General features: G+C 58.7%; 15 protein-coding genes. 5 read left to right on the top strand and 10 right to left on the bottom strand.

The features are described from left to right. Window positions 1–29: 29 nt before the first annotated feature. The 9 genes from P0R31_RS15725 to P0R31_RS15690 form a co-directional block, all read right to left on the bottom strand. Window positions 30–1,238 carry an acetyl-CoA C-acetyltransferase gene (locus P0R31_RS15725; protein ID WP_275514787.1) on the bottom strand — a complete coding sequence of 403 codons (1,209 nt, stop codon included), beginning with the start codon at window positions 1,236–1,238 and terminating at the stop codon, window positions 30–32. Window positions 1,239–1,569: 331 nt separating this feature from the next. Continuing rightward, window positions 1,570–2,772, bottom strand: coding sequence for an ABC transporter substrate-binding protein (locus P0R31_RS15720; protein ID WP_275514786.1), 1,203 nt, complete (start codon window positions 2,770–2,772; stop codon window positions 1,570–1,572). Between the two features lie 74 nt (window positions 2,773–2,846). Next, entirely contained in the window at window positions 2,847–4,433 is a 1,587-nt protein-coding gene (locus tag P0R31_RS15715) for a class I adenylate-forming enzyme family protein (RefSeq protein ID WP_275514785.1), read from the bottom strand. 58 nt (window positions 4,434–4,491) lie between these two features. Then, window positions 4,492–4,680 carry a hypothetical protein gene (locus tag P0R31_RS41070; RefSeq protein WP_430516831.1) on the bottom strand — a complete coding sequence of 63 codons (189 nt, stop codon included), beginning with the start codon at window positions 4,678–4,680 and terminating at the stop codon, window positions 4,492–4,494. Further along, on the bottom strand, window positions 4,677–5,447 hold the full coding sequence (locus tag P0R31_RS15710; RefSeq protein ID WP_275514784.1) for a Phenylacetic acid catabolic protein: 771 nt from the start codon (window positions 5,445–5,447) through the stop codon (window positions 4,677–4,679). Before P0R31_RS15710 ends, P0R31_RS41070 begins: the two co-directional genes overlap by 4 nt. Further along, window positions 5,447–5,701 carry a phenylacetic acid degradation b gene (locus tag P0R31_RS15705; protein WP_247971896.1) on the bottom strand — a complete coding sequence of 85 codons (255 nt, stop codon included), beginning with the start codon at window positions 5,699–5,701 and terminating at the stop codon, window positions 5,447–5,449. Before P0R31_RS15705 ends, P0R31_RS15710 begins: the two co-directional genes overlap by 1 nt. A 10-nt stretch (window positions 5,702–5,711) precedes the next feature. Continuing rightward, entirely contained in the window at window positions 5,712–6,023 is a 312-nt protein-coding gene (locus P0R31_RS15700) for a metal-sulfur cluster assembly factor (protein WP_275514783.1), read from the bottom strand. Next, window positions 6,020–6,976, bottom strand: coding sequence for a 1,2-phenylacetyl-CoA epoxidase subunit PaaC (locus P0R31_RS15695; protein ID WP_275514782.1), 957 nt, complete (start codon window positions 6,974–6,976; stop codon window positions 6,020–6,022). The genes P0R31_RS15700 and P0R31_RS15695 overlap by 4 nt, the downstream gene beginning before the upstream one ends. 41 nt (window positions 6,977–7,017) lie before the next feature. Then, entirely contained in the window at window positions 7,018–7,857 is an 840-nt protein-coding gene (locus P0R31_RS15690; protein ID WP_275514781.1) for a TetR/AcrR family transcriptional regulator, read from the bottom strand. A 221-nt stretch (window positions 7,858–8,078) separates the two neighbouring features. Here P0R31_RS15690 and P0R31_RS15685 point away from each other — a divergent pair, with 221 nt between their 5' ends. The 3 genes from P0R31_RS15685 (at window position 8,079) to P0R31_RS15675 (ending at window position 10,585) form a co-directional block, all read left to right on the top strand. After that, window positions 8,079–8,678 (top strand): 2-hydroxychromene-2-carboxylate isomerase, encoded by a 600-nt coding sequence (locus tag P0R31_RS15685; RefSeq protein WP_275514780.1) that lies wholly within the window; start codon window positions 8,079–8,081, stop codon window positions 8,676–8,678. Then, complete coding sequence (locus tag P0R31_RS15680; RefSeq protein WP_275514779.1) at window positions 8,675–9,382, top strand: SDR family NAD(P)-dependent oxidoreductase; 708 nt, start codon at window positions 8,675–8,677, stop codon at window positions 9,380–9,382. The genes P0R31_RS15685 and P0R31_RS15680 overlap by 4 nt, the downstream gene beginning before the upstream one ends. A gap of 126 nt (window positions 9,383–9,508) precedes the next feature. Next, entirely contained in the window at window positions 9,509–10,585 is a 1,077-nt protein-coding gene (locus P0R31_RS15675; RefSeq protein WP_275514778.1) for a YeiH family protein, read from the top strand. A gap of 346 nt (window positions 10,586–10,931) precedes the next feature. Here the strand turns inward: P0R31_RS15675 and P0R31_RS15670 are convergent, their stop codons facing one another. Continuing rightward, a complete protein-coding gene (locus P0R31_RS15670; protein ID WP_275514777.1) occupies window positions 10,932–12,104 on the bottom strand; it encodes a saccharopine dehydrogenase family protein in 1,173 nt (390 codons plus the stop codon). Between the two features lie 243 nt (window positions 12,105–12,347). On the opposite strand from P0R31_RS15670, the gene P0R31_RS15665 reads away from it, so the two are divergent. Then, window positions 12,348–13,139 carry an SDR family oxidoreductase gene (locus P0R31_RS15665; RefSeq protein ID WP_275514776.1) on the top strand — a complete coding sequence of 264 codons (792 nt, stop codon included), beginning with the start codon at window positions 12,348–12,350 and terminating at the stop codon, window positions 13,137–13,139. Between the two features lie 38 nt (window positions 13,140–13,177). After that, the gene (locus P0R31_RS15660; protein ID WP_275514775.1) at window positions 13,178–13,948 is read left to right on the top strand and encodes an SDR family oxidoreductase; all 771 of its coding nucleotides are present in this window, start codon (window positions 13,178–13,180) and stop codon (window positions 13,946–13,948) included. Window positions 13,949–14,597: the final 649 nt, after the last annotated feature.

Genomic DNA, 14,597 nt, shown 5'->3' with positions numbered 1-14,597 from the left:
TCGGGTGCCCCTCGCGGGGACGATAAAGTTCAAACCCGTTCGATGATGGTCGCTGTTCCCATGCCGCCGCCGATGCACAGCGTCACGAGCGCGGTGGATTTGTTGGTACGCTCGAGTTCGTCCAGGACCGTACCGAGGATCATCGCGCCGGTCGCGCCGAGCGGATGGCCCATCGCAATCGCGCCGCCGTTAACATTGATCTTGTCCCTGTCGATCTCGAACGCCTGCATCAACCGCAGGACCACGGAAGCAAATGCCTCGTTCAGTTCGACCAGGTCGATGTCCGACAATTTCATGCCGGAGCGATCGAGAACTTTCCTGGTCACGTCGACCGGGCCGGTGAGCATCATCGCAGGTTCGGAGCCCACATTCACGAACGCCCGAATCTTCGCACGTGGCTTGAGATCGTGCTTTCTTCCGGCATCCCTGCTGCCGAGAAGGACGGCGCCCGCGCCGTCGACAATACCCGACGAGTTGCCTGCATGGTGCACGTAATTGATCGCTTCAATTTCCGGATGCGACTGCACTGCGACAGCGTCAAAGCCGCCCATCGCGCCCATCGTGGCGAATGATGGCTGCAGCTGGCCGAGCGATTGCATCGTCGTGCCTGGGCGAATGTGCTCGTCCTTGGCGAGAATCGTGATGCCATTGACGTCCATTACCGGCACGACCGATTTCTTGAAACGACCTTCGTCCCAGGCCCGGGCGGCGCGCTCCTGGCTTTGAACGGCATAGGTGTCGACATCGTCGCGCGAGAAGCCGTATTTGGTGGCAATCAAATCCGCGGCGACGCCTTGAGGCATGAAATAGCTTGGCACCGCCATCGAAGGGTCCGTCGGCCATGCCGAACCGGAGGACATGATCCCGACGCGGCTCATGGATTCCGCACCGCCTCCGATGGTCAATTCGTGCTGCCCCGACATGATCTGCGCCGCGGCAATATTCACGGCGTCGAGGCCCGACGCACAGAAGCGGTTGACCTGAATGCCCGGCACTGACTTGTCGAAGCCGGCCTTCAGCGCAGCAAATCGCGCGATATCGCCCCCGGCCTCGCCGATGGGATCGACCACGCCGAGCACCACGTCATCGACGCTGTCAGGTGCCAGATTGTTGCGTTCCTTCAGCGCCTGCAACGGAACAGCCGCCAGCGCGAGGGCCGTCACTTCATGCAGCGAGCCGTCGGACTTCCCCTTGCCGCGCGGCGTGCGAACGTGGTCGTAGATATATGCCTCAGGCATCTCTGGCCTCTCCTGCCTTGTTCACCTCCCCGACTCGGGAGGATTTTTTTCATCGCCAAATCAAGCTGTCCTGAAATCGCTCAGGAGGCGGGGCCGAAACACACCCTCTCGCCCAGCTCAAAGTACATGCTCAAGCATACATCGATTGCTTTTCTTTATCGACTTGTTTTTTTCTAGTCGATGGTTGCGAATTTCGATTCAACCGCGTCTCTGGCTCTTGATCCGGTAGATTTGATGTGCGTCGGCGTTTAGGGATGCGCGAGCGCCGGCGCATCACAGCTCTGCCAGGACCCGCCACTGCGTGGACTTCGGAGCCCGGCTCCTGTCATGCTCATTCCGAAGAGGCGTCAAGCACTTCGCCGAAAAGCTCCCAAGCGGTACCACTCCAGCGTTGCAGCCTCATCTGGGTGTAATTCATGTTGATCTTGTCGCTCGTGTTGACGCTGATGCCGGGCAACAGTGTGGGTAGCATCACATTCTTCAGGCTCTTCGCCTGCTTGATGATGTTCTCGCGGGAAAGATCGCTCCCGCACTGCTTCATCAAATGTTCGAGCAGCACTGCCTGCACATACCCGTACTGGATGTTGGTGTCAGCGACATCGGCACCCGGCATGTACTTTTCGAGAAAAGCTCGATAGTTCTTCATCCCAGCGTCGTTGGCCCACTGCGTATCGACCGGATCCATCAAGTTCTGCCCGACGATCACGCCGACTGCTCTTTCCAGTCCTGCCGGTTTCAGGGTCGCACTCACCGAACTCGAGGGGTAGTTCAGCACGATCGTGGGTTTCCAGCCGATCTCAGCAGCCCTCCGAATGGCTTGCGCCGCAAACTTTGGCGTTCCCGCCACCAGCAGTGCGCCGGCCCCCGAACTCTTCAAGTTCACGATTTGAGAATCCACCGTCGGATCGGTCACCTCATATGATATGGCGACGACCTTCGCTTCGAAGGCGTCCTTCAGGATCGCCTTGAAGGCGTTGACGTAATCTTTGCCGAGATCGTCGTTCTGATAGAGGATCCCGTACTTGGCGTCCGGCATCGACTTGGTCAGGAACTTTGCGTAGATCTTGCCCTCGGTATCGTAGCTGACGATGCTCGTCGTGGTCAGCGGATAATCCGCAACGTTCGTGAACTTGTTCGCTCCGGTGATGACACCGATGCTGGGTATGCGTTTCGCCTTCAAATACTTGGCCACCGCACTATTCCCGGGGGTGCCGAGCTGACCAAACATGAACGCGACCTCGTCGCCCTCAACGAGCTTGCGCACCTGCTCCACCGCTTTTGGCGGGCTGTAGGCATCATCGTAGGCAATGTAATTTATCTTCCGGCCGTTGATGCCGCCGCGGTCGTTGACCGACTGGACATAGGCGAGAATGGCATGGCCAATGACTCCGTACGGCGAGGCAGGTCCGCTGAAGGGAAAGACTCCACCAATCTTGATTTCGGTAGGCGTCACCCCCGGCTCGTCGGCGGCATAACTAGCAGACGCGAACAACATCATCATCAGGGCAATAGCTGGCCTCAGGATTTTGAACATGACGGCGCTCCATCAATGAAGAATGATGTGTCTTCCCAAACCTCAAGCTGCTTCGTAAAAGTCGGCTTCCCAAACTAGGACGCGCGGCGCCTAGGTGTTGACGACGGGAGCCGCTCCCGGACCAGCTCTCGAACCAGGTCCTTGCGGACCTTGCCGAAGCTGTTGCGCGGCAACGCCTCAAGGCAGACCACTTCGCGCGGCCGCTTGTAGCTCGCGAGCGACGCGCAGCTCTTTACGATGTCGTCCAGGTCTACGGGTGCATCTGTCGCTTTGACGATGGCAGCGACAACGATTTCGCCCCACTTTTCGTCGGGAACTCCGATGACCGCGACCTCCCGCACTGACGGATGATCAATCAAGGCCAATTCCACTTCGGCGCAATAGACATTCTCCCCGCCGGAGATGATCATGTCCTTCTTTCGATCCTTGATCGACAGATAGCCTTCCTCATCGAGGACACCGACATCACCGCTGCGATACCACTCCTGCCCATTCAGATTGATGATCGCTTCCCGGGTCGCCTGCTCGTTGTCGAGATAGCGCGAGAACGCCGTCGGACCGCTGATCAGAATTTCCCCTACTTCGCCACGCGGTAGAATCCCGCGCTTCTCATCATGAATGACTATCTGAGTGCCGGGCGCCGGCAGCCCGGCGGCGCCGAGCTTCTTGGCGAGCATCGCTGGTGGGCATTTTGAAACGAACAACATTTCCGTAATGCCGTAGGCGTTTGTCACCCCGTTTGGCAGCCTGAAGCGTTCCTGGATGCGTTCCGCGAGCACCGGCGGCAGAGGCGCCGAAGCCGAGATCCAGTGTGTGAGATGCGGCAAGCTCTTCTTCCCGGCGAATGGCTCATGGACGAGCTGCCAAGCCATCGTAGGCACGATGAAAGCGAGCTGGATCCTGTGCTTCTCCAAATTCTCCAGAGTTTGAGTCGCGTCGAACTTCTTGAACAGAAAATTTGTTCCACCACACATGACGACCGGCAGCGCGAAGTTTTCCATCGCTCCGCGATGAAAGAGGGGCGCCACGCCCAACGACCGCACCTCGTCAGGGAAGCCTAACGCGACGGCACTGAGAGTCGCGGCGGCAATCGCCGATCGATGTTTAACCACCGCTCCCTTCGGTCGGCCTGTCGTGCCCGATGTGAACCAGATGCCGCTATCGGCATCTGAGCTCACGATCGGGAAAAAGGGAATGCCTTCGGTGCTGCCGTTCATCAGATCGTCGAAGCGAAGCTGATCGGTCCGCCCGCCGTTGCCGCATACGATCGGTTGGATTTGGAGGCCAGAACTGGCGATGGCTTGCGACCCCAGTCCGGAGAGCTCTTCGTCAACGATCAGCACTTTACACTTGGCTGCCGAGAGCTGATACGCGAGTTCTTCGGCCGTCAGCCGAAAATTCAGAGAAACAGTCAGCGCACCGAGCCGCGCGATCGAAAAGTAGGAAAGAAGCAGCTCACGCTGATTCCACAGCAGATACGCGACCCTGTCGCCTGCTCCGACGCCGAGCCGCTGAAGTCCCGCAGCAAGGCGGTCGACGGTCTCATCGAATTCTCGGTAGGTCAGCGACCCCGCCTCATCGACGACAGCGTCCCGTTGCGGAGTCGCGCAAGCTGTTGCCCGAAGAATATCCGAAACCGAAATGGCTCGATCCAGCACCATGACCTCCCCTTGTTTCGTTCTGGCAGCTTGTGCTGCTCTTAGAGTTTTGCGACCTCGCCTAACGTGGTGGCTCTGGCTGCCACTTCACCCAGTGGAAGAACGACTTGCATTGCCGACACCGAAACAGGACCTCGGAGACGCTTCCACCGAAGGGCGATTCGATGTCGACGACATCGCTTTCACAATGCGGACAGACGACCTTGCTGGCATCCACCGGCAAGTCGAATGTTGGCTCGTCGCGATTCACGGCATCGCCAATTCGCGATTCTTGAAACGGATCTTCTCGAACAGGTTCTCCGGGATTCCCGGAGCGCCATTGCGGCGGATGGACCGCTGCCAGGACCTTGCATGGCCGGCAATTCCGTCCGGAACGTCGAAGGTCTCGCCGACCGCTTTGAGGAAGCGCTCGCGAAGGTCCGAATCCGACGCGTCCCGATATCCGCTCGCGAAAACGACGTCCGGCTGGTCCAGCTCGCCCCACCAATCCAACGCTTCGACCAAGCGGCGACGAGCATCTTCGTCGACTGCCGATGACGGATCGTTGCGTAGCGCCTTGATCCAACCTACAGAATAGCTGAGATGAAAGCGCGATTCCTTTAGGATCTTGTCAGCCAGACGTGCCAGGGTTCTGTCGGCCAGGCTCGTTCTGTAAGCGCTCAGTTGCGTGGAGATGGCTTGCTCGGCCATGAATATCGTCGCGACGAAATCGGACCACGATTGCGGCGGCCGATCGAGCAGCTTCGGCGAGCGAATGTCCTTCGCACCACGCGTCCACTCCACCTCATCGAGAGTGACGCCGAAACGACCGAGATGTTGATAAAGCGCGCGGGCATGCCCATATTGCCCCTGCATCATCGCGCAGATCGACGTAAAGTCCGCGATGGATCGCCCATTCTGCAGCACCATCATGTACCAGCCAGCGAGCACCAGCTTGGCGTCCGCGATGCAATACAATTCGTCCCGCAGGACTTTGTCCGCTTCTGAAAGGTCTTCGATTGAATTGACGACGGCCATCACACCACCTTCACCTTCGATTTGCTGCCGCGTTCGGTAATCGTGACGATTGCAGACAGCGGGACGATGCACATCTCCCGCCAAATATGCTGGTCGTAGACAAACCAGGCGCGCGCCTCCGCCAGTTCCGCGTTGGGGGCCTCGACCGAACCGATATGGGTGAGCGGTTCTGCGGAATCCCGGCGCGCAAATACCTCGTAGAATTCGGGCTTGTCGCCGCCCAACTCCAATTGTCTGTCGATAACCTTCTTCATCATCGCATCCCTAGACCTGAATTCCGAAGCGGCGCATCAATTGTCGTGAATTGGGCTCAATGGATTGAGTGGTCCAATCGTGATGCCAGCCTTCGAGGACATTGACCTCGCTGACCCCCTCCAAGCCGCCCACTGCGTCCTTGACCGATTGCTTCAACATCGAAACGCCAGGACAGGCCAGGCACGGAATCGCGAGCTCGACATTGACCACGCCGGTGTCCGATATCGTGACTGCGCGCAACATCCCCATGCTCTCGATGCTGACCGGGATGTGCGGGTCATTCACCGCGAGGAGCGCTTCCCGGACCGCCTGCTCCGTCACCACAGGTCCTGCCCCCAAAGTTCGACCTGCATCCGGGTCAGGCCCGGCAGCTTTAACGGACCGCCTTTCTTCCACTGCGCCAGCTTCTCGGGCCACGTGACCGTACGAAAATCCCACTTTAGGGTTTCCAGATTCAGCAGGATCGGCATCTGGTAATCGAGGACGTAAATGCCCCTTTCGCTGTCGAAGTGAGCGGGGACCTTCAAACCAACCTGCTCGCAAAAGGGCACGAGGCGCTGCAGCCAAATTTGCCTCAACTGATCGTTGCTGCTGCCGCGTATCTTGTAATGGAGCTGGTCGGTCCTCGACTTGACGTCGTCCGTCGCACCGAACCACTCGGCCCCCAGCGGAAACCAGAAATCCATACGGTCCTGGACCCGCTTCCGCATCTCGGGGCCCTGCTGCATGTAGTGGCGGATCATGTACTCGCCGCGCTTGACGTGGAAGTTCTCTTCGAAGTTCACCTTCCGCAGCGATCGGCTATACGGCCCGAATGAACAATTCTCCTCGAGATCGCGCGTCGTGATATATCCCGCCTGATCGCCGACAAGGTGGCCCAGCCCCACATCGATCGGACTGAGGTTTCCGAACTCGAGCAGAAAGAACGTCTTGAAGTTCTTGGGATCACGCTCGAACACCTGGTGATAGGAGTCGAATCCGAAATCCTCAAGCATGCGGAACATGACCTGGGCATGTCCCATCTCGTCTTGCAGCGCAGACGCGACGGCAATGCGATCGTTGATGCTGGGCGCAAACGCTATGGCGTCGTAGTCGAGAGGCAACGTCATGATTTCCAGATCGGCGGCGATCGCCATGGTCGCGACCAGCACGTCACGATAGCGGGGCGTCATCTCGCTGATATCTTCCAGCGTTGCGCCGGCCTTAATTCGGGTCTGCAGGGCGACCTCGGTTGCCTCTTCGGTGGTTTCACGCGCGAGTGCCGCTTGAGCCATGGTCGAACCTTCCGTCGTTACAATTCGCTGACTGGTTGTTCTTAGTCCTGAAGATTGCCGCGCAGGACATCGATCACGGAGGGACCGTCATCGGCCTCGATGTCTCTCGGTGCCTCCGACGCGATTTGAAGACCGGTAAGCACGACAGCCTTCAGCGTACGAACCAGCCGGTGAACATCAATGCGGAGATTTTGGCGGAGGCACTCAAGCATGATGCCATCGCCGGTCGAGATCAGGAGCCGAGCCATATCGTTACTGCTCAGATCGGAGCGAAACGCTCCAGAAGCCTGCCCCAACTCCAGGACGTTTCGCACTTCTCGTGCGATCCGGTTATAGCCAGCCTTTACCCTGCGCGCCGCCTCGGATTCAGTTCCGGCCATCTCTATCGAAACGACGATCGGCAGCAACATCGACCCCGGATGCTCAAGAGCGATCCTGCCGGCCCTCTCCAGGTATTTCGTCATGCGCTCGACGGGCGAAAGGCCTTGGTCTTGCAGGATCTGAAGGTACGGCTCCATGACGTTGGCCTGCACGCGATTGAGCAGTTCAAGGAGAACACCTTCCTTGGTGCCGTAATAGAAGTAGACGCTGCCCTTGGTCAGGTCCGCGAGCTGTCCGATCTGCTCCGTCGTCGTACCGTTGTAGCCCTGGGTCACGAAGAGAAACTCGGCGGCAGCCAATACTGCCGACATGCTCAACTCGCGATGTTCGGAATTTGTCAGTCGTTTCTTGCGCTTTTTCATGCGCTCGAACGTATTATCACTGGACTCGCGAGGTAAAGCCTCGTGCAAGCCTAATGCACCGCTAGCCGAACAACGGCTCAGTTCACCAAAGCCCTGGTTTGCATCGAACCGTCCCGACATTGCGGCGGAAATACTCATGCTCATGGCCCGGCGGAGTTGTCTTCGAAGCGACTGGCAGTTGACATTGACTGTCATTTACCTTTAACTTACTTACCAGTCAATAACTTTCTTTGAGAGCAGGGAGAAATCTTATTTTCGTCTTGGAAACCAGTGAGATACACGAACGCAGCGGCTCAGCTCGGCAGCTGTTGGGCGTCAGATTGAGCCAACCAGCTCAGCCAACAAGGAAGGGACCAGGGATGACCAAGCAGATTGAATTCTATTTCGACTTCGGTAGCCCCTACAGCTACCTCGCACAGAGCCAACTCAAGAAGCTGGCGGCGGACACGCAGGCCACCATCGTCTACATGCCGATCAACGTGCTGGATTTGATGAAGGCAACCGGCAACACCCCGACAACGATCGAGTGCAAGGCAAAGAGGAAATACGCGAAGAGCGATCTGCAACGCTGGGTCAAAAAGTACGGCGTCGGCTGGGAGCCCAACCAGAACTTCCGGCACATCGACCTCAACTTCCTGCTTCGCGGGGCCATCGCTGCGATCAAGCTGGGGGTGGGTGCCGAGTTCGTCTCGAAGGTATTCACCGGCCTCTACGCTCAGGTGCTTGACCTGGGCAACGCCGAAATCCTCCAGGACTTCCTGAAGAAGAACGAGCTCCCTGCGGATCGCATCCTCGAGCTGACGGCTCAGGAGGAGATTTCCGAGGAACTGAAGGCCCGCAACAAGGCAGCCGAAGAAGCCGGCCTGTTTGGTACGCCGACGTTTCGGATCGGAGAGGAAATCTATTTCGGAAACGATCGGCTCCCATTCGTTGAAGCAGCAGCAAAAGCGCAGGCATGATCATGACAAAGCCAGTTTGTGTTATTACCGGCGTTGGTCCCGGCACAGGCAGCGCACTTGCGCGTCGCTTCTCCCGCGGCGACTATCACGTCGCCCTCATTGCGCGCTCCGAGAAGCGCATTCGGAAGCTGCAAGCTGAGCTGCCGAACGCCTCCGCCCACATCTGCGACGTCACGCAAGAGGACCAGGTTAGCGAAACTGTCGCCAAGATCACACGCGACTACGGCGCACCCGCGATCGCCATCCATAATGCCGTAGGCGGAACGTTCGGAAATTTCCTGGAAGTGGATCCCGCGGCACTCGAGACTAACATCAAGGTCAACACCATGGGACTTCTTTATCTCGCCAGAGCGGTCGCTCCAGCGATGATCAAAGCGCAAAGCGGTGCCATCATTGCGACCGGCAATACCTCGGCCTATCGCGGGGTCGAGAGCTACGCCGCGTTCGCTCCGTCCAAAGCAGCAGAACGTATCCTTGCCGAATCGATGGCGCGGCATCTGGGCCCGAAGGGCGTCCATGTCGCCTTTCTGATGATCGACGCAATCATCAACGTGCCATGGGCTCGCAAGATGTTCCACGACAAGCCGGAAGAGTTCTTCGCTCAGCCGACAACGATCGCTGATGAGATCTGGCACATATGCCATCAGCCTCGTTCCGCATGGTCGTTCAATTACGAACTCCGCCCCTATGGCGAGAAGTGGTGACCTGCTCGATCGTATACATCAATCGATCGTCGATCTGAGAAGCCGGACCGTCGCCTTACTGGCCGACTAGTCCGGCTCTTGAAGCGTCCTTCGGCAGTTTTGTTTGCATTCCAACGGGGGGCGTTCTTGCTGGACACAAGGCATACCAATGGTTTGGCGAAGGGGCCCGTTTCCCGCTGGGCTGTCAAATCCTCCACGGTCAAGTCATGGATCGTTCGTACGACCGCTATAGCACCAGGCGTGATTGTTGCTTCCTTAATTGGAATCTTGGCTGGGTGGCTGCGGAATCTGCCGCTGCTGTCCGTCGTCAGCCCGATGATGCTGGCAATGTTGATCGGGATGACCCTTAACAAGGTCGTCGGCGACCAAATCCGGACGAGAGACGGAATCATATTCAGCCAGCGGCGACTACTTCGGATAGCCATCGTCCTGCTCGGCTTTCAGCTCACGTTTGCCCAGATTGCCAGTCTGGGCCCGACAGGGGTGGTCATCCTCGCCGCTGCTCTGTCCTCCACCTTCGTGTTCACGGTGCACGCGGCACGATTCCTGCGGGTGGACGAAGGGCTCGCCAAGCTCATAGCGGCCGGGACTAGTGTGTGCGGCGCGTCGGCCGTGGTCGCTGCGAATACTGTCGTGAGCGGAAAGGAAGAAGACGTGACCTATGCCGTTGCATGCGTCACCATCTTCGGGACCGCCGCTATGTTCCTTTTTCCGTTGCTCCCGGAGCTCTTCCATCTTGATGCCCGAGAGTTCGGACTGTGGACCGGCTCCTCTATTCACGAGGTTGCGCAGGTAGTTGCAGCTTCATTTCAACACGGGCAAATCGCCGGCGAAATGGGCACGATCGCAAAACTGTCCCGCGTCATGATGCTCGCCCCGCTGGTGCTTGCGATGGGTCTTCTTTCGCGAGGTGACGGCCAAGAAGAGGCAGATGCTTCAAGACGCAAGCCCGCGGCGCCCTGGTTTGTGTTCGGTTTCATAACCACTACCTGCATCAACAGCATGGTTGCCATCCCCGTGGAGCTGAAATCGAATCTCGTATGGTTGACAACCTTTCTGCTGACCGTCGCGCTTGCCGCAATGGGAATGCATACCGACTTGTCAAAACTGCTGAGCCGTGGCTTTCGTCCTGCCTTCCTGGGCGCACTTGCCTCCGTTTTTATCGGCCTCTTTAGCTTAGCCGGCATCAAGCTGCTCTATTGAACGACATGCGGCGACTTCAGGAAGGCTGGCGCCGCATCGCTGACTGCTTCTACCGAAATTTCGATCTACCGCTGATACGGCCTCGCGCGGCAAGAGGTCGGCAAAAAAAGGCCCGAGATCGGAGATCCCGGACCAGTCTGGGAGGCTCGCACGCGCAGCGTCAGAGCGCGATCCAAAGAACAAGCTGCACGATGACTGCGAAGGGCAACCCGAACGTCAGCGCGAGGAGCTGACCTTCCCTGATTTCATCGACGCTCAGATCAGGAAAGAATTCGATTGCGAATAGGCTACATTCCATAAGTCGCCCCGATTTTTCTCGACAACGATTTGCCTGCGTTCGTCTTTTTCAGCCCTCCACCTTGAAGGTGAGTCCGGCGTTCCGTACCAGCCGCGATATCAGCTTCTCGCCCATCGCCGCGCCGGGCGTCCAAATGCCCGCAGCAACGTCGCTCGCGTCCTGCAGGAGACAGATCGCACATTCCGTGATCATTTTTGACGTCGATCCGTAGCCGGGGTCCCTGTCACCTCTGACCGCGACAAAGATCTTGCCGCGATCCTTGTTGCTGCCGATGAACAGGATGTCGTAACAACCGGCTTCACGATCCGCCTTGGATGGGCCCTCACCCGGCTTCGGACTGCCTTCGCCGCCGAACGATCTGTTGTCCTCCACAATCTTGGCGGCCGCAGCCTCTCCCTGTTTGCCCGCGCCCGCCACGATCATCTCGTCGTAAACAAAGCCCGTCCCGTAGGGATGCCCCATGAGCGCGTTGGATCGATGGACGTTGCGCGTGTTGATGGGCGACATGATGAATGGGGCCACCCAGGCGCCCATGTCCTCGTCAAACTCGATCTTCATTCCGTGCGGCTGCTTTGGACCGCTGAAGCCGGGCGTCAGAACGAAGGGATCCTTGAGCTGATCGAGCACCTTCGGATCGCTCATCGCCGCGGCCATCGTCGCGCGTGAGCTGGCTGCAGTTCCGCCCGAGAAGGTCCCCTTCATCACCCGTACCCGGCCTTTGACGCGCTCGGCCGGCTCTCCCCACGCTTTCCTGGCGACGCCTTGCAGGAAGAACACGCCGAGCTCGAACGGGACTGAATCGAAGCCGCACGAAAAAATGATGCGCGCCCCACTCGATCGCGCCTCCTTCTCATGAGCGTCGATCATGCTCCTCATCCAGACGGTCTCGCCACTCAAGTCGAGATAGTCCGTGCCTGCGCGGGCGCATGCCGCCACCAATTTGGATCCGAAAAGCTGGAAGGGGCCGACCGTGGAGATCACGGCGCGGGTCGACCGAGCCAGCGCCTGCAGCGATTCTTCGTCGTCCGAGTCAGCCTTGATCAGCAATGTATCGTCGGGCGCGCCGATCTCCGCGCGAACAGTGGCGAGTTTCTCGAGGTCGCGGCCTGCCATTCCCCATTTGATGCCGCCGTATTTCCTGGCGATGTATTCGGCCACGAGTCGCCCGGTGAAGCCGCTGGCGCCAAAGACAATCAGATCGCAGGCGCTATTCCGTACCATGCTCTCGCTCCATCAATACCCGAGGCGCTGCCTCACCTGCGGCCGCGAGCTCCCGTCTCCCGACGCATGACTCATGCAGCCGATGCGGCTGAACCACTGTTTTTTATTCGCTTTTCGCGTCGCCTATAAAACATTCTGACTATACAGTAAGTTTCTTCAATGTAAACTGTGACGCGTCTCAGCCGCCCCTTTTGCGGCTGAGGTTCGGATGTCGCCCCTCCAACAGAACATCAGGTCTTCAAAATGGTCAGCTTGAAAAACTTGTTCGATCTCTCTGGAAAGAAAGCCCTCGTAACCGGGGGCTCTCGGGGGCTTGGGCTTCAAATCGCCGAAGCGCTGGGCGAACAGGGAGCAGAGCTCGTATTGTCGTCGCGGAAGGCTTCGGATCTTGAAAAGGCGCAGGCGCATCTCGCCGACCGCGGAATTTCCACACAATGGATCGCAGCGGACAACTCCAGGGACGATGACATCTCACGCCTCGTCGACGATGCCCTTGGCAAGCTCGGGCGGATTGACATTCTCGTCAACAATGCGGGAGCGACATGGGGGGCTCCGACCGAAGATCACCCAATCGAGGCGTGGGACAAGGTCATGAACCTCAACATTCGCTCCCTCTTCCTGCTGAGCCAGCAGGTCGGAAAACGCTCGATGATTCCGAACCGATATGGGCGGATCATCAATCTGGCGTCGATCGCCGGCCTCTTCGGCAGCACGAGCACGACTCAAACGATCGCCTACAACACGAGCAAGGGCGCCGTGGTTAACTTCACCAGAGCACTCGCCGGCGGCTGGGGACGCTACGGCATAACGGTGAACGCCTTGGCACCGGGCATGTTTCCGTCGAAAATGACCAAGGGCACGATCGAGCAGGTCGGTATGGAGAAGCTGACGGCAGGCGTACCCCTTCAGCGCATCGGTGACGAAGACGACCTGAAAGGCGCCGCCGTGTTGTTTGCCAGCGACGGCGGTAAACATATCACCGGTCAGATACTGAGCGTCGACGGCGGTCTAACTTCTGTGCTGTCCTCCTCCTAGGGGGGAGATAACTCCCAACACGCGTGTGAGGAGATGACATGACCGAGTCCACCCAATCCACAGTCCGGGATGTTGCTCTAATTGTCGGCGGCGGCCCGGGCATCAGCTCAAGTTGCGCGAGGCTATTCGCCAAGAACGGCATGCATGTCGCCGTGGCAGCCAGGAATCCCGACAAGGCGGTCCTCGCGGCACTCGAAAACATGCATGGCGTGGGTCGATACGCTTGCGATGCCAGCGAGCCGGCAGCAGTGGAACACTTGTTCAGGACTCTCGTGCACGACATCGGGACGCCGAGGCTTGTCGTTCACAACATCGATGGACGAGTTCCCGGCATATTCCGCAAGAGCGTCATCGAAGCGGACCCAACAATGGCGTTTGAGACGCTTCGCAACGCGGCATTCAGCGCGTTTCTGGTTGGACAGCAGGCAGCCAGACTCATGCTTGAAAACAAGCCGGACGCCAACGGAAAGAAAGGTACGATCATCTTCACGAACGCCAGCGCAGCGCTCAAAGGCTTCCCATCAAGCGGCGCTTTTGCAATGGCATGCCATGCCAAGTCGGGACTGGCGCAGAGCATGGCGCGAGAGCTGATGCCGCAGGGTATCCACGTCGCCAATGTGCCTATCGACGCCGCGATCGGCTGGACCCAGGAGGACGGGACGCGCGCCCACCGCCTGGCCGGAACGACGGTCGATGACAACATGGCCGACCCCGATCATATCGCCGAAACCTATCTGCACCTGCATCGCCAACATCGGTCGACCTGGGCTTTCGAAATGGTTCTCAGACCCTGGGTCGAGAAGTGGTGACCATCGCCCATCTGCGCACTTGCGCCGGACCAAAGCCCATTCTCCGTTGAATAACGCCTAGCCGATTTTGACCACAGCGCATCGTGGCAAGCTCACCCTATGCTTCTGCCAGACTTATTGGAGCCGCGGGGACTTTCCGATCTGTGATGACTCGAGACTTGCGGGCGACAAGACCTGATGCCGAGCGCCTCAAGACCTGGAGGAAAGCGATGACGAGCCAATCTATCGACACAGGGGGGCGCCTTGAGCCTTGAAGATCATCCCACGGTGAAGAGCGTCCGCTCCCGCAGCCGTCAGCAAGTTGCCGACATCCCCGTTTCTGCGAATCTGATCAAGCAGATCGCGCGCGACTGCGGCGCCGATGATGCAGGCATCATTGAGATCAATCGCGCCGCGATCGCACCTCAGCTAAGAGTCATCCGGAAGGTCTACGGCCGCACGCGATCCTTGCTCGCGATCGCTTGCAGCATGAATCGTGAACCCGTCCGTTCCCCTGCCCGTTCGGTCGCCAACGAGGAATTCCACGGCACCTATGATCACGCGAACGAAACTGCGCGCGCGATCGTCCGCGCGCTCGAAGAGCACGGCATCCCGGCCTGCAATTCAGTGTCCGCCTTTCCGATGGAGATGGATCTGCCACGGGTCATGA

Source organism: Bradyrhizobium yuanmingense (assembly GCF_029167105.1).
Classification (GTDB): Bacteria; Pseudomonadota; Alphaproteobacteria; order Rhizobiales; family Xanthobacteraceae; genus Bradyrhizobium; species Bradyrhizobium yuanmingense_A.
This window is presented reverse-complemented; position numbering and strand designations above follow the sequence as displayed.

Excerpts from the sequence above, each read along its gene's own strand:
- P0R31_RS15695 (WP_275514782.1), bottom strand. The coding sequence starts at position 6,976 with ATGGCTCAAGCGGCACTCGCGCGTGAAACCACCGAAGAGGCAACCGAG.
- P0R31_RS15725 (WP_275514787.1), bottom strand. The coding sequence starts at position 1,238 with ATGCCTGAGGCATATATCTACGACCACGTTCGCACGCCGCGCGGCAAG.
- P0R31_RS15690 (WP_275514781.1), bottom strand. The coding sequence starts at position 7,857 with ATGAGTATTTCCGCCGCAATGTCGGGACGGTTCGATGCAAACCAGGGC.
- P0R31_RS15715 (WP_275514785.1), bottom strand. The coding sequence starts at position 4,433 with ATGGTGCTGGATCGAGCCATTTCGGTTTCGGATATTCTTCGGGCAACA.
- P0R31_RS15705 (WP_247971896.1), bottom strand. The coding sequence starts at position 5,701 with ATGAAGAAGGTTATCGACAGACAATTGGAGTTGGGCGGCGACAAGCCC.
- P0R31_RS15670 (WP_275514777.1), bottom strand. The coding sequence starts at position 12,104 with ATGGTACGGAATAGCGCCTGCGATCTGATTGTCTTTGGCGCCAGCGGC.
- P0R31_RS15680 (WP_275514779.1), top strand. The coding sequence starts at position 8,675 with ATGATCATGACAAAGCCAGTTTGTGTTATTACCGGCGTTGGTCCCGGC.
- P0R31_RS15685 (WP_275514780.1), top strand. The coding sequence starts at position 8,079 with ATGACCAAGCAGATTGAATTCTATTTCGACTTCGGTAGCCCCTACAGC.
- P0R31_RS15720 (WP_275514786.1), bottom strand. The coding sequence starts at position 2,772 with ATGTTCAAAATCCTGAGGCCAGCTATTGCCCTGATGATGATGTTGTTC.
- P0R31_RS15665 (WP_275514776.1), top strand. The coding sequence starts at position 12,348 with ATGGTCAGCTTGAAAAACTTGTTCGATCTCTCTGGAAAGAAAGCCCTC.
- P0R31_RS15660 (WP_275514775.1), top strand. The coding sequence starts at position 13,178 with ATGACCGAGTCCACCCAATCCACAGTCCGGGATGTTGCTCTAATTGTC.
- P0R31_RS15710 (WP_275514784.1), bottom strand. The coding sequence starts at position 5,447 with ATGGCCGTCGTCAATTCAATCGAAGACCTTTCAGAAGCGGACAAAGTC.